The organism is Phenylobacterium sp., from assembly GCF_046463815.1.
Lineage (GTDB): Bacteria > Pseudomonadota > Alphaproteobacteria > Caulobacterales > Caulobacteraceae > Phenylobacterium.
The window spans coordinates 143624-162591 of record NZ_JBKBRO010000004.1 but is presented as its reverse complement, the minus strand read 5'-3'; the positions used below and the strand labels follow the sequence as shown (position 1 = coordinate 162591).

The 18968-nt window shown below is 69.9% G+C and carries 16 protein-coding genes; 8 read left to right on the top strand and 8 right to left on the bottom strand.

Annotation, left to right across the window (positions count from 1 at the left end; translation table 11 throughout):
• Positions 1–3677 (top strand): response regulator (locus ACK4TT_RS04065; protein ID WP_410212492.1); only part of this gene is annotated, 3677 nt, incomplete at its 5' end.
• A 1-nt stretch (position 3678) separates the two neighbouring features.
• Positions 3679–5754, top strand: a complete 2076-nt coding sequence (locus ACK4TT_RS04060) for a response regulator (RefSeq protein WP_409640554.1) — start codon at positions 3679–3681, stop codon at positions 5752–5754.
• On the opposite strand, the gene ACK4TT_RS04055 is transcribed toward ACK4TT_RS04060, so the two are convergent.
• From ACK4TT_RS04055 to ACK4TT_RS04045, 3 genes are all read right to left on the bottom strand, one after another.
• Complete coding sequence (locus ACK4TT_RS04055; protein WP_410212491.1) at positions 5755–5925, bottom strand: hypothetical protein; 171 nt, start codon at positions 5923–5925, stop codon at positions 5755–5757.
• A 132-nt stretch (positions 5926–6057) separates the two neighbouring features.
• Positions 6058–7134 (bottom strand): aldose 1-epimerase, encoded by a 1077-nt coding sequence (locus ACK4TT_RS04050; RefSeq protein WP_409640548.1) that lies wholly within the window; start codon positions 7132–7134, stop codon positions 6058–6060.
• 7 nt (positions 7135–7141) lie between these two features.
• Positions 7142–7585, bottom strand: a complete 444-nt coding sequence (locus ACK4TT_RS04045; protein ID WP_409640546.1) for a hypothetical protein — start codon at positions 7583–7585, stop codon at positions 7142–7144.
• 113 nt (positions 7586–7698) lie between these two features.
• Here ACK4TT_RS04045 and galE point away from each other — a divergent pair, with 113 nt between their 5' ends.
• The 4 genes from galE (at position 7699) to ACK4TT_RS04025 (ending at position 11626) form a co-directional block, all read left to right on the top strand.
• Positions 7699–8745: a UDP-glucose 4-epimerase GalE gene (galE, locus tag ACK4TT_RS04040; RefSeq protein WP_410212490.1), complete on the top strand. Its 1047-nt coding sequence runs from the start codon at positions 7699–7701 to the stop codon at positions 8743–8745.
• A 410-nt stretch (positions 8746–9155) separates the two neighbouring features.
• On the top strand, positions 9156–9857 hold the full coding sequence (locus tag ACK4TT_RS04035; RefSeq protein WP_410212489.1) for a UDP-galactopyranose mutase: 702 nt from the start codon (positions 9156–9158) through the stop codon (positions 9855–9857).
• 30 nt (positions 9858–9887) lie between these two features.
• Positions 9888–10274: a helix-turn-helix domain-containing protein gene (locus tag ACK4TT_RS04030; RefSeq protein WP_409640537.1), complete on the top strand. Its 387-nt coding sequence runs from the start codon at positions 9888–9890 to the stop codon at positions 10272–10274.
• 17 nt (positions 10275–10291) lie between these two features.
• On the top strand, positions 10292–11626 hold the full coding sequence (locus tag ACK4TT_RS04025) for a M20/M25/M40 family metallo-hydrolase (RefSeq protein ID WP_409640534.1): 1335 nt from the start codon (positions 10292–10294) through the stop codon (positions 11624–11626).
• On the opposite strand, the gene ACK4TT_RS04020 is transcribed toward ACK4TT_RS04025, so the two are convergent.
• Positions 11623–13257, bottom strand: coding sequence for an acyl-CoA synthetase (locus ACK4TT_RS04020; protein WP_409640531.1), 1635 nt, complete (start codon positions 13255–13257; stop codon positions 11623–11625). The two genes, ACK4TT_RS04025 and ACK4TT_RS04020, sit on opposite strands and share 4 nt — an antisense overlap.
• A 369-nt stretch (positions 13258–13626) precedes the next feature.
• Here ACK4TT_RS04020 and ACK4TT_RS04015 point away from each other — a divergent pair, with 369 nt between their 5' ends.
• Positions 13627–13887, top strand: a complete 261-nt coding sequence (locus ACK4TT_RS04015) for an SWIB/MDM2 domain-containing protein (RefSeq protein ID WP_409640528.1) — start codon at positions 13627–13629, stop codon at positions 13885–13887.
• A gap of 174 nt (positions 13888–14061) precedes the next feature.
• Positions 14062–14826 (top strand): sugar phosphate nucleotidyltransferase, encoded by a 765-nt coding sequence (locus ACK4TT_RS04010; protein WP_409640525.1) that lies wholly within the window; start codon positions 14062–14064, stop codon positions 14824–14826.
• On the opposite strand, the gene ACK4TT_RS04005 is transcribed toward ACK4TT_RS04010, so the two are convergent.
• Genes ACK4TT_RS04005 through ACK4TT_RS03990 form a run of 4 tightly spaced genes read right to left on the bottom strand, consistent with a single transcriptional unit; the run spans position 14823 to position 18965 of the window.
• Positions 14823–15572, bottom strand: a complete 750-nt coding sequence (locus tag ACK4TT_RS04005) for a nucleotidyltransferase family protein (protein WP_409640522.1) — start codon at positions 15570–15572, stop codon at positions 14823–14825. The genes ACK4TT_RS04010 and ACK4TT_RS04005 overlap by 4 nt on opposite strands.
• Positions 15569–16720, bottom strand: a complete 1152-nt coding sequence (locus ACK4TT_RS04000) for a dATP pyrophosphohydrolase (RefSeq protein WP_409640519.1) — start codon at positions 16718–16720, stop codon at positions 15569–15571. The genes ACK4TT_RS04005 and ACK4TT_RS04000 overlap by 4 nt, the downstream gene beginning before the upstream one ends.
• Positions 16720–17775, bottom strand: coding sequence for an LptF/LptG family permease (locus ACK4TT_RS03995; protein WP_409640516.1), 1056 nt, complete (start codon positions 17773–17775; stop codon positions 16720–16722). The genes ACK4TT_RS04000 and ACK4TT_RS03995 overlap by 1 nt, the downstream gene beginning before the upstream one ends.
• The gene (locus ACK4TT_RS03990; protein ID WP_409640513.1) at positions 17772–18965 is read right to left on the bottom strand and encodes an LptF/LptG family permease; all 1194 of its coding nucleotides are present in this window, start codon (positions 18963–18965) and stop codon (positions 17772–17774) included. Before ACK4TT_RS03990 ends, ACK4TT_RS03995 begins: the two co-directional genes overlap by 4 nt.
• Between the last annotated feature and the right edge of the window lie 3 nt (positions 18966–18968).

Below are 18968 nucleotides of genomic sequence, written 5' to 3'. Positions count from 1 at the left end.
CGCGCGAGGTGGGCACCGAGGGCAAGCTGGGCGGCCAGGCCCAGGTGAAGGGCGTCGCCGGCACCTGGAAGGAGCTGACCGACAACGTGAACCTCATGGCCGGCAACCTGACCGGCCAGGTGCGCAATATCGCCGAGGTGACGACCGCCGTGGCGCGCGGCGACCTTTCCAAGAAGATCACCGTGGACGTGCGCGGCGAGATCCTGGAGCTGAAGAACACCATCAACATCATGGTGGACCAGCTGAACGCCTTCGCCTCGGAAGTGACCCGGGTGGCCCGCGAGGTGGGCACCGAGGGCAAGCTGGGCGGCCAGGCCCAGGTTCCGGGCGTCGCCGGCACCTGGAAAGACCTCACCGACAACGTGAACATGATGGCCGGCAATCTGACCGGCCAGGTACGCAACATCGCCGACGTGGTGACCGCGGTGGCCAACGGCGACCTGAAGCGCAAGCTCACGCTCGACGCCAAGGGCGAGATCGCGGCGCTGGCCGACACCATCAACGGCATGATCGAGACCCTGGCCACCTTCGCCGACCAGGTGACCAACGTGGCCCGCGAGGTGGGGATCGAAGGCAAGTTGGGCGGTCAGGCCCGGGTGCCCGGCGCCGCCGGCCTGTGGCGCGACCTGACCGACAACGTGAACGAGCTGGCCGCCAACCTGACCACCCAGGTGCGCGCCATCGCCGAGGTGTCCACCGCCGTGACCAAGGGCGACCTGACGCGCTCGATCACCGTCGAGGCCTCGGGCGAGGTGGAGGAGCTGAAGAACAACATCAACGAGATGATCCGCAACCTGCGGGAACAGACGCTCAAGAACACGGAGCAGGACTGGCTGAAGACCAACCTCGCCCGGTTCACGCGGATGCTGCAGGGCGAGCGCGACCTCTCGACGGTGTCGAACCTGGTGCTCTCGGAACTGGCCCCGCTGATCAACGCCCAGCACGCGGTGTTCTACGTCACCGGCCGCGACGACGAGGGCCAGACGGTGCTGAACCTGGCGGCCTCCTACGCCTTCAACAACCGCAAGCGCCTGGCCAACCAGTTCAAGCTCCGCGAAGGCCTGATCGGCCAGTGCGCCTACGAGAAGTCGCGGATCCTGCTGACCAACGTGCCGAAGGACTACGTGCAGGTTTCCTCCGGCCTGGGCGAGGCGGCGCCCGCGAACATCATCGTGCTGCCGGCCCTGTTCGAGGGCGAGGTGAAGGCGGTCATCGAGCTCGCCACCTTCGGCCAGTTCAACGAGACCCAGATGGCCTTCCTCGACCAGCTGATGGAATCCATCGGCATCGTGCTGAACACCATCGCCGCGAACATGCGCACGGAAGGCCTGCTGAAGCAGTCGCAGCTCCTGACCTCCGAGCTCCAGGCCCAGCAGGAGGAACTGAAGAAGACCAACGACCGGCTGGAGCAGCAGGCCGCCTCGCTCCGTCAGTCCGAGGAGCTGCTGCGCACCAAGCAGGAGGAGCTGCAGCAGACCAACGCCGAGCTTCAGGAGAAGGCGCACCTGCTGTCGATCCAGAACCAGCAGGTTGAAGCCAAGAACCGCGAGGTCGAGCAGGCCAAGCTGGCTCTGGAGGAGAAGGCCGAGCAGCTCGCCCTGACGTCGAAGTACAAGTCGGAGTTCCTGGCCAACATGAGCCACGAACTCAGGACGCCGCTCAATTCGCTGCTGATCCTCTCGAAGCTGCTGGCGGACAACGCCCAGGGCAACCTGTCGGACAAGCAGGTGGAGTTCGCCCGCAACATCCACGACGCGGGCGCCGACCTGCTGGGCCTGATCAACGACATCCTCGACCTGTCGAAGATCGAGTCCGGCACCGTCACCCTGGACATCGGCGAGATGTCGTTCGCCAGCCTCAAGGACCAGGTCGACCGGACGTTCGCCCAGATCGCCGCCGACAAGAAGCTGGACTTCCAGGTGGAGCTGGACGGCGCGCTGCCGCGCTCGATGTACACCGACGACAAGCGCTTGCAGCAGATCATCAAGAACCTGCTGTCGAACGCCTTCAAGTTCACCGAGAAGGGCCACGTGAAGCTGAAGGTCGCCCGGGCGCACGGCGGCTGGAGCCCGGCGAACGACCACCTCAACACGGCCGGCCAGGTCCTGGCGTTCCAGGTCGAGGACACCGGCATCGGCATCCCCGAGGACAAGCAGCGGATCATCTTCGAGGCCTTCCAGCAGGCCGACGGCACCACCAGCCGCAAGTACGGCGGCACGGGCCTCGGCCTGTCGATCAGCCGCGAGATCACCCGCCTGCTGGGCGGCGAGCTGAAGGTTGAGTCCAAGCCCGGCAAGGGCTCGACCTTCACGCTCTACCTGCCGCTGAACTTCAGTCCAGCCCAGGCGCCGGCCGCGACGCGGTCGCTCGGCGGGGCCCAGCCCCCGCGGGCGATGATGCTGTCCTCGTCCTTCTCGGACGAGCCGACCGAGGCGGTGGCCGACGATCGGGACGGCATCAGCGCGGGCGATCCCGTGGTGCTGATCGTCGAGGACGATCCGCGTTTCGCCTCGATCCTGCTCAACCTCGTCCACGACGCCGGCTTCAAGGGGGTGGTCACGGGCGAGGGCGGAGCAGCGCCGTCGCTCGCCCGGCGCTTCGGGCCGGACGCCATCATGCTCGACCTCGGCCTGCCGGACATGGACGGCCTGGCCCTTCTCGATCTCCTCAAGCGGATGCCCGAGACCCGGCACATTCCGGTGCACGTCATCTCGGCCGACGACCAGAAGGGCCTGGGCCTGTCGATGGGAGCCTTCGGGTTCACGCACAAGCCGGTGGAGCGCGAGGTTGTGGTCTCGACCCTGCAGGGCGTGAGGAGCTTCGTCGACAAGTCCGACCGGCGCATCGCCCTGGTGGGCGGTGAGGGCGAGGCCGCCGAGACCCTGCGCCAGTGCTTCGCCGAGGTGGAGATCGTCGAGGACTTCGCCGGCGTCGCCGCGCGCCAACCCGCCGAGCGTCCGGACGCGGTGGTGGTGGAGAGCAGCGCGGTCCCGGCGGCGCAGCTCGTCGACCAGCTCCGGCAGGCCGAAGGCCGCTGCACGCCGGTGGTGGTGTATGCGCCGATCGAACTCGATCCCGAGGACGACCGTCGCCTGCGCCTGGCGGTCTTCGGCGGTCTGGCCCGCCTGGCGCGAACCCAGGACCAGCTCGTCGACCAGGCGAGCCTGCTGCTGCACGCCCCGGTGGACAAGCTGCCGCCGCCGGCCAAGGCCAAGCTGATCCAGAGCAAGCACGACGACGCGGTGCTTACCGGTCGCAAGGTGCTCGTGATCGACGACGACATCCGCAACATCTTCTCGCTGGCCTCGGCGCTGGAGGAGTACGGCATCGAGCTGAGCTACGCCGAGAGCGGCCGGGCCGGGCTGGAGGCCCTCGACGTGGGCGGCGACGTCGACGTGGTGCTGGTCGATATCATGATGCCGGACATGGACGGCTACGAGACCATCCGGGAGATCCGCGCCCGGGCGGACATGGGCGACCTGCCGATCGTGGCCGTCACGGCGAAGGCCATGAAGGGCGACCGGCAGAAGTGCATCCAGGCCGGGGCCTCGGACTATGTGTCCAAGCCGGTGGACATCGATCACCTCATCTCGGTGCTGCGGGTCTCCATCCAGCGGGCCGACGCGCTGAAGCTGGCCAGCGACACCGTCGCGCCCCTCCTGCCGCAGGCGAGTTGATGTGACCCAGGCCGTCCGCGCCGGCAGTTCGGGACGCCCGTGGCAGGCGGAGCCCTCGGCTCCGCCCGATCTCGACGCGCCGCTCAAGGCCCGCATTCTAGTCGTCGACGACGACGAGCGGAACGCGTTCGCCGCCGTGCAGGCGCTGGAGGAGCTCGGCCATGAGCTGGTGGTGGCCCGCTCGGGCGAGGAGGCGCTGAAGCGCCTGCTCACAGAGGAGTTCGCGCTGATCCTGCTCGACCTGCACATGCCGGGCATGGACGGCTACGAGACGGCCGAGTTGATCCGGTCGCGCAAGCGGACGGCCGACACCCCGATCGTCTTCCTGACGGCCATCTTCCGGGACGAGGCACACATCTTCCAGGCCTACTCGGCCGGAGCGGTGGACGTGGTCTTCAAGCCGGTGGACCCCTTCATCCTGAAGGCCAAGACCAAGGTCTTCGTGGACCTCTACCTCAAGACCCAGGAGGCCAACCGCCAGTCGGCCTACAAGCAGTGGCTGCTGGACGAGCATACGCGGGTGAAGGCCGAGAAGGAGCAGACGGTCCGGGCGCTGCGCCGGGCCGAGGCGCGCCAGGAAGCGATCCTGAAGTCCCTGCCCATCGTCTTCACCTCGCGCAGCGTCGAGCCGCCCTACGCGCCGCAGTTCGTGTCGGAATCGGTGGTGGATATCACGGGCTTCCCGGCCAGCCGCTTCGTGGAGGAGGCGGAGTTCGGCTCCAGCCGCATCCACCCCGACGACCTGGAGCGCGTGGTCCAGGCGATGGACCGCGCCGTGAAGATCGGCCGCTACTCCTGCGAATTCCGCTGGCTCTGCGCCGACGGCCAGTACCGGGTCCTGCACGACCAGGGCGTGCTCGCGCCCAGCGACAGCGGTGAGGCGCGCGAAATCTTCGGCGTCATCCTCGACGCCACCGACCGCCGAAGCCTGGAGGAACAGCTCGCCCAGGCCCGCAAGATGGAGGCCGTGGGCCAGCTCACCGGCGGCGTGGCCCACGATTTCAACAACCTCCTGACGGTGGTGCTCGGCAACATCGACATGTTGGCCCGCAGGCAGGAGGAGGAGGCCCGCCGCGCGCGGCGGATCGACGCCATTCGCCAGGCCGCAGAGCGGGGGCGCGACCTGACCCGCCAGCTCCTGGCCTTCTCGCGCCGGCAGCACCTGTCGCCCGTGGTCCTGGACGTCAACGCGCTGATCCGCGACTTCGCACCCCTCATGCGCCAAGCGGTGGGCGAGGCGGTCACTCTCGATCTCGATCTCGAGGGCGAGGCCCTGAACACCCACGTCGATCCGACCCAGCTCGAGACAGCGCTGCTCAACCTGGCGGTCAACGCCCGCGACGCCATGCCCGAGGGCGGGCGGCTGACGGTCCGGAGTCGACGTCTGCCGGCGGAACAGGGGCGGGGCTTCGTCTCGATTGAGGTCCGCGACACCGGCGTCGGCATGAGTCCCGAGGTGCGGGAGCGGGTGTTCGAGCCCTTCTTCACCACCAAGGAGGTGGGCAAGGGGTCGGGGCTGGGCCTCTCGCAGGTCTACGGCTTCGTGCGCCAATCGGACGGCGAGGTGCATGTGGAGAGCGAGCCCGGGGCGGGCACGGCCTTCCGCCTGCTCCTGCCGGCCAGCCGGGGACGGGCCCAGGCGCGCGCCGTGGAGCGCCCGAGCGCGGCGGTCGGCGGCAAGGAGCGTATCCTGCTGGTGGAGGACGACGCCACGGTCCTGGCGCTCACCCTCGATGTGCTGACCGGCCTCGGCTACCGGGTGACCTCCGCCACCAACGCCGCCGAGGCGCTGGAAGTCATCCAGTCGGACGCGGCCATCGACCTCCTCTTCACCGACGTGGTCATGCCGGGCGGCGTCAGCGGGGTCAGCCTGGCGCGCACCGCCCGCGAGCTTAGGCCCGGGCTCAAGGTGCTCCTGACCTCGGGGTTCGTGGGCGAAAGCCAGGTCCTGGACGGCGCGGAGTTCCCGCTGCTGGACAAGCCCTACGAGACCGCGGTCATGGCCTCGATGCTCCGCAAGCTGCTGGACGGCCCCCGCCGGCGCAAGCGCAGCCGGGAATCGGCGGCCGCGGAATAGTCACCGGGCCTCCCTGGCCAGGCGACGGAGGGCGGCGGCCAGCTTGCGCGCATGAACGCGGTCCATCTCGGCGTCACGGCCCCCTGTCGACAGGGCCTCGGCCATCTCCTCCAGGACCTCTCCGCCCGCATCCGAGGCGAAGGCCTGCGCCAGGATCTTCGCCTCGGTCATGAGCTCTTCGCGCTCGCCCGCGGGACAGGCGTCGATAAGAGCTTCGCCGAAGTCTATGACTTCGCAGGTGGATTTATCCGGATCACTCTTCTGTGCATGGCTCATGCCGCCCTGTAATGGCGACGGGCGCGATCAGGTTCCGACGGCCAAGGCGCATAGCCGCACCTCATAGGACGTTCGCCCGCCCGGCGGCAGGCGCGCCATGCCGGTGTCCACCTCCGCGGGCCAGACCTCGCCGAAAGGGTCGGCGAGGTTGAACTGGGGCTCCAGCGCGACGAAGGGCCGGTCCGGCGGCGCGAAGACCTGCACGGCCTTCACCGCGGGGCTGGGCGTGTCGATCCGGAAGCCCAGTCCGCCTGCCGGATCATGCACCTCGACGCTCGCCCGTCCGCCCTCGCGGCGCAGGCCGGTGAAGCAGTCGTCGATGTGGAGATCGCCCAGGGCCGCGCCGGTCTCGCCGCCGAAGTCGTAGACCGAGCCCCGGGTCCGTTGCAGGCGCCCGGTGGGCAGCACCTCGTCATAGTCGTTGACCTCGGCCCGGAGGGCGGCGGCCAGGCGCAGCCGCGCCTGCCGGCGGTCGCCGCTGGGCAGGGCGAAATAGGGGTGCCAGCCGATCCCCATGGGCAGGACCTCGGCGCCGACGTTGACGGCCTCGATCCGCAGCGAGAGCGCGCCGTCGTTCAGCCGCCAGTCGAAAGCCAGTTCCGTCTGCGAGGGCCAGCGGCCGCCGAAGTCGCCGGCTTCGAGACGGCCGGTGACCCGTTCGGGCCCGGGCTGCTCGAAGGGTACGGCGGCGTCGAGGATCAGGCCGTGCATGGCGTATTCCTCGGCGCCGGGCGCCTTGCCGCCCCAGTTGCGGGGGAGGCGGACCCGGCGGCCGTCGACGTGCGCCTCGATCTCGCGCGTCTCGCGCAGGGGCCGCCCGCGGATGCGGTTGGCGAACGGGGCCAGGATCGCGCCGCCGAACAGGAAGGCCTGGTTGCCGGCGAAGTCGTCCGGACCGCCGTCCAGGCGCCGCGCGGCCTCCTCGACCGGAGGGGCGAAGAGCGCGTCGAGGATGTCGCCCGGAGGCCGTCGGACCCTGGCCTGCAGCAGCATCATGCCGCGGCCGGGCAGGATGGTCGCCTCCACGAAGCCGGACCTGCCCGGCGGCGCGTCGGCCTTGAGCGTGACGACCGGCGCTCCGCCGATCTGCGGCATGTCTCCCATGGCGATCCTAGCCCGTCTCGCCGCTGAGCTCGGCGTCGCGCAGGTGGCGGGCGTCGCTCCGCCGGCGCTCGGCCACGGGCTCGCCGTATTCGCCGGGCGGCGCGACGGGCGCGGTCAGGCAGATGCTTTGGGTGGGCAGCACCTCACGCCAGTCCTGGATGAGCTGCTTGTAGGAGAGCCCCACGGGCCGGATCTCGCGGTTCAGGTCGTACAGGCCTACGGGATGCACCCGGTTGTTCTGTTCGCGCAAGCCCACGTCCCAGTCGACCTGGTCGGTGAGCGAGCACCAGGTGAAGCCCACCGTGGGGATTCCAGAGGCCGTGGAGGGCGGCGAACCGGTCCAGGTCTTCGGGCGGTCGTGGTGGCTGGAAAGGACGGTCTGGTCGTGGAAGGCGGAGCCTGCCCGGTTCACGGCGCACTCGTGACCGCCCCACGGTTCGAGGTTCCGCATCAACCTGGCTTTCCCGTCACAACCGCCGGCTTTAAGCCGCCGTTGGGCGAATTCGTTCCAGAAGCCGCGGCGGGCGCTGGAACTGGCGGCGCGGGCGGTGAATGATCGCGGCCATGGATCGGGGATCGAAGCCCGCCGTCCTGGTGACGGGCGGGGCCGGCTACATCGGTGCGCACACGGCCAAGGCGTTGAGCGAACGGGGCTTCTTCCCGGTGGTGTTCGACAGCCTCAGCTCCGGCTTCCGCGAGGCTGTGCGCTGGGGCGCCTTCGTGCACGGCGACATCCGCGACACGCGGGCGCTCTCCGAGGCCCTGGCGGAGCACGGCGTCAAGGCGGTGATCCACTTCGCGGGTCTGATCGAGGTGGGCCGCTCGGTGGCCGAGCCCGACCTCTTTTGGGAGATCAACGTCGGCGGCACGGTCAGCCTGATCACCGCCATGCGCGAGCGCGGCGTGGGCCGGCTGGTGTTCTCGTCCAGCGCGGCGGTCTACGGACAGGGCGGCCGGGGCGGGCTCGAGACCATCCCGGAGGCGGCCGCCAAGACGCCGGCCAGCCCCTACGGCGACACCAAGCTCGCCTGTGAATGGATGATCGGGGCCCAGTGCCGGGCCTATGGGCTGACGGCGGTGGCGCTGCGCTACTTCAACGCCGCCGGCGCCGATCCGTCGGGCCTGATCGGCGAGGCCCATGAGCCCGAGACCCACCTGATCCCGCTGGCCATCGCCGCCGGTCTCGGCGCGGGCAAGCCGCTGACCGTGTTCGGCGACGACTTCGACACCCCCGACGGCACCTGCCTTCGCGACTACATCCACGTGAACGACCTCGCCGCCGCCCACGTGGCCGCCCTCGAGGTGGAACTGCCCGCCGGCGTCTTCGAGGCGGTGAACGTCGGCACGGGGCAGGGCCGCTCGGTGCGCGAGGTCGTGGACGCCGTGGGCCGGGCGATCGGCGCGCCAGTGCCCCACAGCATCGGCGCCCGTCGGGCGGGCGACCCCCCCAGCCTGGTGGCCGACGTTTCGCGGGCCCGCGAGCTGCTGGGCTGGACGCCTCAGTGTTCGTCGCTGGATCGCATCGTCGCCGACGCGCTGAGGTGGGAGACCCGGCCCGCCTATGGTTCCGGCCGCAGGGCGTCCAACAGGCCAAAGAAGACGATTGGTTGAAAGTCGGCTTTCAGACTTAAGTCGTTCTTAAATTGATCGTCCAATATATACGTTGATTAATGAAAACCTGTTTCTGAAATCAGAAACGAAGCGGAACCATTTCTGACGTCTGGAGTGTAGTCTCGGGGCTTCGTGTGACTCCAGGTCAAAGGAATGCGCCCTTGAAAACGCCTTGGGTTCCGTCAGCGCCGTTTCCATCCCACGCCGGACTGTATTCCAAGGGTCGAGAGCCCCTGATCTGCGTCTCCCATCTGCGATGGGATTTCGTCTTCCAGCGGCCCCAGCACCTGATGACCCGCTTCGCGCGGGGGGCAGGAAGGTGATCTTCTGGGAAGAGCCCGACTGGACCAAGGCGGGCGCCCACCCGCACCGACACCGACGACCGCTACTTCACCGACCGGTTCCAGGCCATGCCGGCCCAGGGCTACACCGCGATTTTCGAGAACATGCTGGACCAGCCGCGGCTTTCCCTGGAGCTCGGCGTGGAGTTCGAGGACGTGCGCGACGAGGCGGTCTTCGAGCGGCTGGTCTTCACCGGCCCCATCGACGAATACTTCGACCACCGCTTCGGCAAGCTGCCCTACCGCAGCCTGAGGTTCCGCCACGAAACCCTGGACCGGGAATGGGCCCAGCCCGTGGCGGTCATCAACCACCCCGACGAGGCCCTCGCCCTCGATACCCCGACGTCCACTTCGTCGGACGCCTCGTCACCTACCGCTACTGCAACATGGACCAGGTCACAGGACAGGCTCTCGCCGCATTCCGCGGGATCGCCGCGAACTGACCATTCCCGTCTCGCAACGTGTGCGGCCCCCGGCCACCACCGGGGGCTGCTTGCATTCGCAGCGCCGAATCCTCAGGGTGCCCGCACAGGGGGCGCGATGAGTCACGATCCGGAGCACGCCAGGAGACTGGCCCAGAACCTGGTTGAGCTGCTCGCGCCGTATGAAGAGGAGCTGATCGCGCTCGAACGCGCGACGCCCGCCGTTGGCGCGCTGCGGCGCGCCGTCGGCATCGTCATCGCCGAGGCCTGCTACTGCATCTCCGACCGGCCCGCCTCCCAGGAGGACTGGGCGCCGCCGACGGACGATCAGGCCAGCCGGGCGCGTTAGAGCGGACTCGCAAGGACTTTCGGAGCGCCAATGGCCAGCAAACCCGATGCGGTTCCCGATCCCGTGGACGTGGCGGTGGGCGCACGTATCCGGCTGCTGCGCAAGCTGAAGGGCCTGTCGCAACAGGCCCTGGCGGAGGCCGCGGGCGTGACGTTCCAGCAGATCCAGAAGTACGAGCGCGGCGCGAACCGCGTCAGCGCCTCGATGCTCACCCGCATCGCCAAGACCCTGAACGTGCCGGTGGCCGAGATGTTCGGCGAGGCTTCGCCCACCTCCAGCGCCGTCGACGAGGTGGCGACCCTGCTAGCCGAGCCCGGCGCGCTGGAACTGCTCAAGGCCTACGCCGACCTGCCGCGCGGCGTCTCCCGCTCGGCCCTTGTGGAATTCGTCCGGAGCCTGCGTAGTCAGCCGGGCTGAGTCCCGGAGCTTCGCACATGAGTCCCTTCCGCAGCGCCGCCGCAGGCGCGCTTCTGTTCGCCCTTGCAGCCGGCCATGCCCCCGGTCAGGCCTGGGCCGCGCCGCGCGATCTCGCCGAGAAGCGGATGGTGGCGACCGTCCGGGCCGAGCACGAGCGCAACGTGAAGCTGCTGGAGAACCTCGTGAAGGTGAACTCCGGCACCATGAACTTCCAAGGCGTCGAGCAGGTGGGCCGCATGATGCGGGCCGAGCTCGAGCCGTTGGGCTTTTCCGTCCGCTGGGTCTCGATGGAAAGGGCCGGTCGCGCTGGCCACCTGATCGCCGAGCACAAGGGGAACGGGCGCGGCAAGCGGATGCTGCTGATCGGTCATCTCGACACGGTGTTCGAGCCCGACAGTCCCTTCCAGGGCTGGAAGCGGGACGGCGAGGTCGCCGAGGGGCCGGGCGTCGGCGACGACAAGGGCGGCATGGTGGTGATCGTGGCCGCGCTCCGCGCCATGCAGGCCGCCGGGACGCTGAAGGACGCCGACATCGTCGTCGTGCTGACCGGCGACGAGGAGAGCGCGGGGACCCCGCTGTCCGTCAGCCGCGGGGACCTGATCGCGGCGGGCAAGGCCAGCGACGTGGCGCTGGACTTCGAGGGGCTGTCGCGGGACGCCGCCGGGCGGGACATCGGCGCCATCGCCCGGCGCTCGGCCAACAGCTGGACCCTGAAGGCCCGGGCGGCTTCGGGCCATTCGTCCGGCGTGTGCATGGAAGGGCCGGGCTGCGGCGCGGTCTATGAGCTGACCCGCATCCTCGACGAATTCCGGCGCGAACTGCCCGAGCCGAACCTGACCTACAACGTGGGCCTGCTGCTGGGCGGGGCGAGCGCCTCGATCAATGACGGCGAGACGGGCGGGCAGGCGACCGGCAAGTCCAACATCATCCCCGCCGAGGCCATCGCGGTGGGCGACATCCGCACGCTGTCGAACGAGCAGGAGGCCCGCGTTCGGGCCAGGATGCAGGCCATCGTCGCCCGCCACCTGCCCAAGACCGAGGCGACGCTGAGCTTCGACGAGAGCGGCTATCCGCCCATGGCGCCCACCGAGGGCAACAAGGCGCTTCTCGCCCGGCTGAACGCGGTGAACCGCACGCTGGACCTGCCCGAGATGCCCCAGGGCGACCCGGCCAGCCGCGGGGCCGGCGACATCTCCTTCGTCGCCTTCGTCGACGGCCTGGTGGGGCTGGGGGTGGCGGGCGAGGGCTCGCACGCCCCTGGCGAGACGGCGGACCTGAAGAGCCTGGACGTCCAGGCCATGCGCGCGGCGCTCCTGATGACCCGGCTGTCGAAGGAGCCGCGCCCCCGCTAGGCCGGCGTTCCCAGGGCCGAGAGCGCGCGTTCCTTGATGGCCTTGTAGTCGACCTTGCCGTTGGGCGCGCGGCCGATGGTCTCGACCAGCACCAGCTCGCGCGGGGCCTTGTAGCCGGCGAGCTGGCCGTGCACATGGTCGGACAGCTCCGGCAGGGTGAGCTGCGCGCCCGCTTCGGGCTCGACCACGGCGCAGATCCGCTCGCCGAAGCGCGGGTCGGGCACGCCCACCACCACGGCGTCGCGGACGCCGGCGTGGGTCTTGAGCGCCTCTTCGACCTCCTCGGGGAAGACCTTCTCGCCGCCGGTGTTGATGCAGACCGAGCCGCGGCCCAGCAGCTTCAGCGTGCCGTCGGTGTTCACCTCGGCCCAGTCGCCGGGAATGCTCCAGCGCAGCCCCTCGATGACCTTGAAGGTCTTGGCTGTCTTTTCGGGGTCCTTGTAGTAGCCCAGCGGCACGAAGCCGCTGACGGCAACCAGGCCGCGCTCGCCCGAGCCCGGGACCACGCGGCGGCCGTCCTCGGTGAAGACGGCGGTGTTCGGCCCCAGCATGAAGGCGGCGGTCTGGGCCTCCTGGCCCGCGGCCGAGGCCGAGGCGCCCAGGCCGACCGCTTCCGACGAGCCGAAGCTGTCGGCGATCACGGCCCCCGGCATGTGGCGCAGCAGGCCGCGCTTGTTCTCCTGGCTCCACATCGAACCCGACGAGCTGAGCCCTCGCACGCAGGTCAGGTCCCAGCGGCCGGGGTTGGCCTCGAGCGCCTCCAGCATTGGCGTGGAGAAGGCCAGGCCCACGAGGACGACGTTGGTGGCCCGCAGCCGCTCGACCTCGTTCCACAGCTCGACGGCGTCGAACTTGCGCGAGGGCAGGGCGCAGACCGTCCCGCCCACGTTGAAGGCGATGAAGGCCGAGAACTGGCCGGTGCCGTGCATCAGCGGCGCGGCGACGATGGAGACCGGTCGCAGGTGTTCGGGGCCCTGGATGCGCTCGACGAGTTCCTGGATCGAGGTCACGGGGGGGATGCCCAGGGCCGCATTGCCCCCGGCGCCCAGCACGTTGAAGAGGTCGTCCTGGCGCCACATGACCCCCTTGGGCATGCCGGTGGTGCCGCCGGTGTAGAGCAGCAGCAGGTCGTCGCCCGAGACACCCCAGGGCGCGCGGACGGGCCGGTTCGCAGGCGCCTGAGCGACGATGACCTCGTAGTCCTCGGCCCACGCGGGGACGGCATGCCCCGGCTCGGCGACGGCGATCCAGGCCTTCACCTTCGTGAGCCGGTCGCGGAGGGGCTCCAGGGTCTCGGCGAAGCCCGCGTGGAAGACCACGGCCTCGGCGTCGGCGTTGTCGAACAGGTAGAAGAGCTCCTCGGCCCCATAGCGGTAGTTGGTGTTGACGGGGGCGAGGCCGGCCTTGAAGGCGGCGAAATAGGCCTCCAGGTACTCTGGCGCGTTGAACAGGTAGGCGGCGACCTTGGCCTGCCGGCCAAGCCCCTTGGCGATCAGGCGGGCGGCCAGCGCGTCGGCGCGGGCATCCATCTGCGCCCAGGTCACGACCCGTTCGCCCTGGATCAAGGCCGGCCGGTCGGGCTGGGACCGGGCGATCGCTTCCCACACCTCGGCCAGGTTCCATCCCGCCATCTCGTCTCCTCCCGGTGTTCTCTTTTGCGGGCAGTTGAGGAGGTGGACGCCCGGGAAGTCAACGCGCTCGGGCGAGCCGCGGGAACGCGCCCCGCGCCGTCAGTGAAGCGGCGACCCATGCGGAGTACGACATGGTGGAGGCCGCCGCGGGTGACGACGACATCCAGCGCTCGCCCGTGGCGCATCGCACCGTTGAGCGCGACGTGTTCCGCGCTCCGGAGGCGTCCACAGGCTCCACCCGCCCCTAGGGAAAGGCGCTTTGCTTCTCCTGTGGCGCGAAGCGTACGTCGCGTTAGGATACTCGCAAGCGACTCAGTCCGGCGTCCCCGGGCGCCCGGGCTGGCGCGGAACTCTTAGCTGGGGGAGCCCATGGCCACTGGAAAGAACACGAACGCCCTGCAGAAGCCGCTGACGCCCTCGTCGGAACTGGCGGCTGTGGTCGGGTCCGGGCAACTGTCCCGCGGCGAGACCGTTTCGAAGATCTGGGACTACATCAAGAAGAACAATCTTCAGAACCCCCAGAACAAGCGCGAGATCATCGCCGACGCCAAGCTGAAGCCCATCTTCGGCGGCAAGGACAAGGTCTCGATGTTCGAGATGAACAAGCACCTGGCGCAGCATCTGAAGTAGGCTGCTTTCCGCGGCGCCGCTGCGCCGCGGACGCCATGCGATGAGACGCAAGAAACCCCGCAGGCCGCTCGCCTTGCGGGGTTTCTTCACATTTCCGGAACGTCAACTAGATATGGCCCCGTCGAACCTCCCGACGGTTCCGCCTCCGCCTGACCTTCTCCCACGGATAGGTTCGTGACCACGCCCAAGAGAGCCATCATCCTCAGCGCCGGGCAGGGCAAGCGCCTGTTGCCCCTGACCGAGACGCGCCCGAAGTGCCTGGTGCCGCTCTCGGGCCGGTCGCTGCTCGCCTGGCAGCTCATGCGACTGGAGGCCGCCGGGATCGAGGAGGCGGTGATCGTCACGGGCTTCCGGGCCGACGCCGTTGAGGCCGAGATCCGCGAGCTCCCGCTGAAGCGCCTCAAGGCGCGGCTCTGCTTCAATCCCTTCTACTCGGTGGCCGATAACCTGGCATCGTGCTGGATCGTGCGCGAGGAGTTCGACCGCGAGGTGCTGGTCCTCAACGGCGACACCCTGCCGGGCCCGGGGATCGTCGAGCGCCTGCTGGCCGCGCCCGAGGCCGAGATCACCGTCACCGTGGACCGCAAACCGTCCTACGACGCCGACGACATGAAGGTGCTGAGCCGGGACGGCAAGCTGCTGGCCATCGGCAAGACCATCGAGGCCTATGACGCGGAATCCATCGGCTTCCTGCGCTTCTCGGCGGTCGGCGCGGCGAAGTTCCGGGCCGGCGTTGAGCACGCCCTGCAGAAGACCGAGGGCCTGAAGCGCTGGTATCTCAGCGTCATCGACGAACTGGCCAAGGCCGGCGTGGACGTGCGCATCCAGTCCATCGAGGAGCTGGAGTGGGGCGAGATGGACTTCCCGGAAGACGTGGAGAACCTCACCCGCCTTAGCGCGGGCTGGGTGAAGGCCGAGGCCGCCAAGGCGCCTGCCTAGCCCCCGGTCAGCGACCGCACCAGATCGAGGTCGGCGGGCTTGTCCACGTCGACGGCCGCTAGGCCATAGGGCGTCGCCACCACGGCCGCCTCGACGCCTGCCAGATCGCCCAACCGCCGCGCCGCGCCCGACAGGCTGAGACGACCCAGGATATACCGCACGAGCACGCCCGGCCCCAGGATGCGGGCCATGCGCCAAGGCCGCTTGCGCTCGGCCTCCAGCCGCCGCCAGAAGGCCACGGCCCCCAGGGCGCGCTTGTTGCGCAGGAAGAACAGGTTGCAGCCCGACCAGTCGCCGTCGGCGAGCCTGAGGTAGGTCCGCTTCGTGCCGGGCGCAGCGGCCTCCACGGCGGTGCGGGACGCGACCATGGCGGCGATCTCGGCCTCGGCGGGCAGGTCGGCGAGGAAGCGCGTGATCCACTCCGGGCGCAGCAGGGCGTGGTCGGCGGTGGTGACCAGCAGGGGAAAGCCCAGGGCTTCGGCGCCCTGCTGGACACTCAGGCTGGGACCGGCGGCGGCGTCCAGCACCTCCAGGCCGAGGCGGGTCGCCAGCTCGCGAACGGCGGGATCGTTGCAGGACACCGCAATGCGACCCGCGCCCGCCGCCCGCAGGGCCTTGGCCACGCGCGCGAGCAGGGGGCGGCTCTCCAGCTCGATCAGCGCCTTGTGGGCGACGCCCGCGTAGTCGGCGACCGGGTCCGCGCCGCCGCGCGACCCGGCCAGGATCAGGGCCGAGAAGCCGGTCACGCCAGGGCCTTCTCGTAGAGGCGGTAGGTCTTGTAGACGCGCGCGCCGCCCGCCTCGCAAATCCGGCGCATGGCCTGGTTGTCCTCGAGGATCCACGACAGCTCGTAGCTCCGGTAACCCTGCTTGCGGGCGGCCTGCACGACGGCGTCGATGAGCTGGAAGGGCAGGAGCTGTCCCCGGTGCGTGCTGGCGAACCTGCGCTTCACGCCCATCAGCGGCACCCGGCCGGTCTTCAGGCCCTTCACCTTCAGCCGCCACAGCAGCTTCGCCCAGCCGAACGGCAGCAGCCTGCCGCCCAGGTCGGCGATCGCCTCGTTGACGTTGGGCAGCAGCACCATGAAGCCCGCGGGCTCGCCGTCGATCTCCGCGAACCAGGTCAGGCGCGGATCAATGACGGCCTTGAGCGCGGTGGCGAGCTGTTTGGTCTCGGCCTCGGTCGTGGGCGTGAAGCCCCAGTTGCCGGACCAGGCGTCGTTCAGGATGCCGGTGAGCGTGCGGACCTCCTCGCCAAAGCGCTTCATGTCCAGCATGCGCAGGGTCACGCCCTCGGCCGGGCCCTTGCGGATGCGCCGGCGGATGGACTCCGGCAGGTCGTCGGCGACGCTGCACTGGTAGGCCAAGAGGTCCTTCGCCTTGACGTAGCCCTGCGCCTCGATTCGGGCGCCGGTCCAGGGCGCGTCATGGCCCATCATGAACATCGGCGGGGTGTCGTGGCCCTCGACCAGCAGGCCCACCTCCTCGTTGGTGGACAGGTTGACGGGGCCCAGCGCGGCGCGGCAGCCGCGCGCCTTCAGCCACGCCTCGGCCTCGGCCAGCAGGGCGGCGAAGACCTCGGGATCGTCCTCGGCGGCGATAAGGCCGAAGTTGCCGTAGCCCTCCTTGGTCTGGGGGTTGAGATGGTCGATCTGGGCGCTGATCCGGCCCACGTCCCTGCCGTTCCTCACGGCCAGCCAGAACTGCACGTCCGCGTGGTCGAAGAAGGGGTTGGACCTGGCCCGCAGCGCCTCGCGCCGTTCCAGCATCAGGGGCGCGATGTAGTTCGGATCGCCCGCTCCCAGGCGCATCGGCAGGCGGATGAACCGCTCCAGTTCGCGCGGGGTGGAGACGGGGACGATCTCGACGGCCGCGCCCGGACGATCGTAGGCCATCAGCCCTCCAGGTAGAGCAGGGCGGTGGCGCCCAGAGCGGCGAAGATCGCAGGCGCGGCCCAGGCCGCCAAGATCGCCGGCGCAGCGCCGTTCTCGCCCAGCGCCGTGAAGGCCCCGTCGAAGACCAGGAACAGCAGCCCCGCCGCCAGGCACTGTGCGATCAGGGTGGCGCTGCCGCCTCGGAAGTTCGCGAGCGCGGCCGGCGCGGCCAGCAGCAGCATGACGAGGCAGGCGGCGGGGCCTGCCCAGGCGCGCTGGACCTGGGTGTCGTAGAAGGTCTTGGGCCGAACCGAGACGCCGCCCCGGAGCGCGCGCCTGGCCTCGGCGGGGGTGACGGTGGACTGGCTGGACTGCAGCGCCACGATGTCGGCCGGGCGGATGTTCTGGGTCCAGATCATGGTGCGGGCCGCGCCCGTGCTCACCCCCGCCGCCTGGATCGCCTCGAAGCGGGGATTCTCCAGGCGCCAGCCGTCGGCCTGATGGACGGCGGCCTGGGCGCTGGTGCGCTGGACCAGTTGGCCGGCGGCGTTTCGCCGGTAGATGATCACGTCGGCGAGGCGGCGTCCGTCCTCGCTGGGCCTGGCGGTCACGATCTCGTCGCCGACCCGGAAGGTGAGGCTGGAGGCGGGTTTGACCTCCTCTCGCGGGGTGCTCGCCTGCCACCAGGCGCTGAGCGTCGCGTCCGCCTTGGGGGCGACGTAGAGGCCGATAACCAGTTGGGCGGCCGCGAGGACCGCCGCGGCCGGCAGGGCCATGACGGTGATCCGGTAGGCCGAGACGCCGGTGGAGCGCAACGCCGTCACGGCGCTTTCCTGGGCCAGCTTGGCGAAGGCGAAGAGCGACCCCGCCAGCACCGCGAGCGGCGCCGACTGTTCGATCAGCCGAGGGAGGCGCAGGAGGGCGTAGTAGGCGATCCCGGCCGAACCGAGCTTGCGGTCGAGGATCTCGGTCGTCACGTCCAGCAGGTCCAGGATCTGCAGGATGCCGACGAGGACCAGCAGCGCCGCCAGGATGCGGCCCGCCACCAGCTTGAAGAGATAGGCGCCCAGCTTCACGCCGTCGCTCCCTGGGGCTCGGGGCGGATCCGGGCGCGGATGCGCGCGGCCACGTTGGCGAGGTGCTCCATCAGCCGGCCGATCGGCGTCTCGCCCGGTCGCTTGCGGCTGGTCAGGAAGACGGTGAAGCAGATGGCGGCGAAGCCCAGGAACGGCAGGCCGACGCTCAGCTCGGCCGGCGCGCGGCCGGTCTGGGCGAAGCTCTGGCCGAGCTGGATCAGGTGGTGGAAGGCGAGCAGCAGCAGGCCGCCCACGATGACTCCGGGCGCGCGCCCGCTGCGCTTGGCGGAGAGCCCCAGGGGCACCGCGAGCAGGGGCAGGAGCGGCAGGGCGAACGCGCGGGCCAGACGCCCATAGAGCTCGGCCAGCAGGGTCTCGCGCGGTATCACGGAGTGCGGGTTCCGCGCCTGGGCGGCCAGCTCGAAGAGGTTCAATTCCCGCTCGTCGCCGCCGCGGGCCCGCAACAGCCGCGCAGGGCCCTTGAGCGGAAGCTGCATGGTGAAGTCTCTGAAGCTCAGCAGCTCGGGCTCGCCCCGGGCGTTGAAGCGGAGCTGCTGGCCGTTCTGCAGGTGCAGGGTGACGTTCTGGCCGTCCATCGTGCGGCGCAGTTCGGCCATGCCGGCGGTGGTGATCTCCTCGCGTCCCTGGGGCGTGACGCGGCGGATGAACACCCGCGTGAGCCGCTGGCCTGCGGCGTCGGCCTCGTCGGTGGTCATGGTGAGGTTGTCGTCGGGCTCGATGATCGTGCCCTCGGGCACAGCGCCGCTCCAGCCGGCGTTCTGGGCCGCATGCAGCACCGCGCGGTAGGCGTAGCGGCTGTAGGGCTGGAGGGCGCCGAACACGATCAGGGTGACGACGCTGAGGCCCGCCGCCAGGCAGAGGTAGGGAGCCGCCAGACGTGTGAGCGAGACGCCCGCCGCGAGCAGGGCGTCGACCTCGGACGCCTGGTTCATCCGGTTCACGACGATCACCAGGGCGATGAAGAACGCCGCCGGCAGGGTCAGGCCGATGTAGTGGGGGACGAGATTGACCGCGAGCTGGGCCACGAAGCCGAACCGGTCGCTGCTGCCCGACAGGAGGTCGAGCAGGCGCAGGATGCGTTCGAGCAGCAGGGCCACCAGGGTGACGCCGGTCGCCCCGATCATGGGCCACAGGGCCATCCGGAGGAGATAACGGTCGATGAGGCTCACGTT

Excerpts from the sequence above, each read along its gene's own strand:
- ACK4TT_RS04055 (WP_410212491.1), bottom strand. The coding sequence starts at position 5,925 with ATGACCGAGGCGAAGATCCTGGCGCAGGCCTTCGCCTCGGATGCGGGC.
- ACK4TT_RS04050 (WP_409640548.1), bottom strand. The coding sequence starts at position 7,134 with ATGGGAGACATGCCGCAGATCGGCGGAGCGCCGGTCGTCACGCTCAAG.
- ACK4TT_RS04045 (WP_409640546.1), bottom strand. The coding sequence starts at position 7,585 with ATGCGGAACCTCGAACCGTGGGGCGGTCACGAGTGCGCCGTGAACCGG.
- galE (WP_410212490.1), top strand. The coding sequence starts at position 7,699 with ATGGATCGGGGATCGAAGCCCGCCGTCCTGGTGACGGGCGGGGCCGGC.
- ACK4TT_RS04035 (WP_410212489.1), top strand. The coding sequence starts at position 9,156 with ATGCCGGCCCAGGGCTACACCGCGATTTTCGAGAACATGCTGGACCAG.
- ACK4TT_RS04030 (WP_409640537.1), top strand. The coding sequence starts at position 9,888 with ATGGCCAGCAAACCCGATGCGGTTCCCGATCCCGTGGACGTGGCGGTG.
- ACK4TT_RS04025 (WP_409640534.1), top strand. The coding sequence starts at position 10,292 with ATGAGTCCCTTCCGCAGCGCCGCCGCAGGCGCGCTTCTGTTCGCCCTT.
- ACK4TT_RS04020 (WP_409640531.1), bottom strand. The coding sequence starts at position 13,257 with ATGGCGGGATGGAACCTGGCCGAGGTGTGGGAAGCGATCGCCCGGTCC.
- ACK4TT_RS04015 (WP_409640528.1), top strand. The coding sequence starts at position 13,627 with ATGGCCACTGGAAAGAACACGAACGCCCTGCAGAAGCCGCTGACGCCC.
- ACK4TT_RS04000 (WP_409640519.1), bottom strand. The coding sequence starts at position 16,720 with ATGGCCTACGATCGTCCGGGCGCGGCCGTCGAGATCGTCCCCGTCTCC.